Annotated in this window: 1 protein-coding gene; it reads left to right on the forward strand. The window is 62.4% G+C overall.

Translation table 11 applies throughout. From position 1 onward, the window contains the following. The coding region (locus AC1D0P_RS29590; protein WP_477679991.1) for a 2-oxo acid dehydrogenase subunit E2 at positions 1-449 on the forward strand (449 nt) is incomplete at both ends.

A 449-nucleotide genomic window follows, 5' to 3' on the forward strand; every position in this document is an offset into this window, starting at 1 on the left:
CTCGGAGAAAGAACCGAAGCTGACGCTGCTGCCGTTTTTCATCCGCGCCGTGGTATCGCTTGCGCCGGATTTCCCGCAGATCAATGCCAGGTTCGATGACGCCAATGGCGTCCTGAACATGCATAGCGGCGTCCATGTCGGTATCGCCACGCAGACCCCGGGTGGGCTGATGGTGCCGGTGATCCGGCATGCCGAGCGCCTCGATATCTGGGACTGCGCTGAGGAAATGGCGAGGGTCACAAGTGCTGCCCGCGACGGCACCGCGAAGCGCGAGGAGCTCTCGGGCTCGACCATCACGCTAACCAGCCTCGGCGCCTTGGGCGGTATCGCCGCGACGCCGATCATCAACCACCCCGAAGTGGCGATCATCGGGCCGAACAAGCTGGTCGATCGCCCCATTGTCATCGACGGCCAGATCGTCATCCGCAAGATGATGAACGTCTCATCTT

The sequence above is a fragment of the Polaromonas sp. P1_G2 genome (assembly GCF_056405515.1).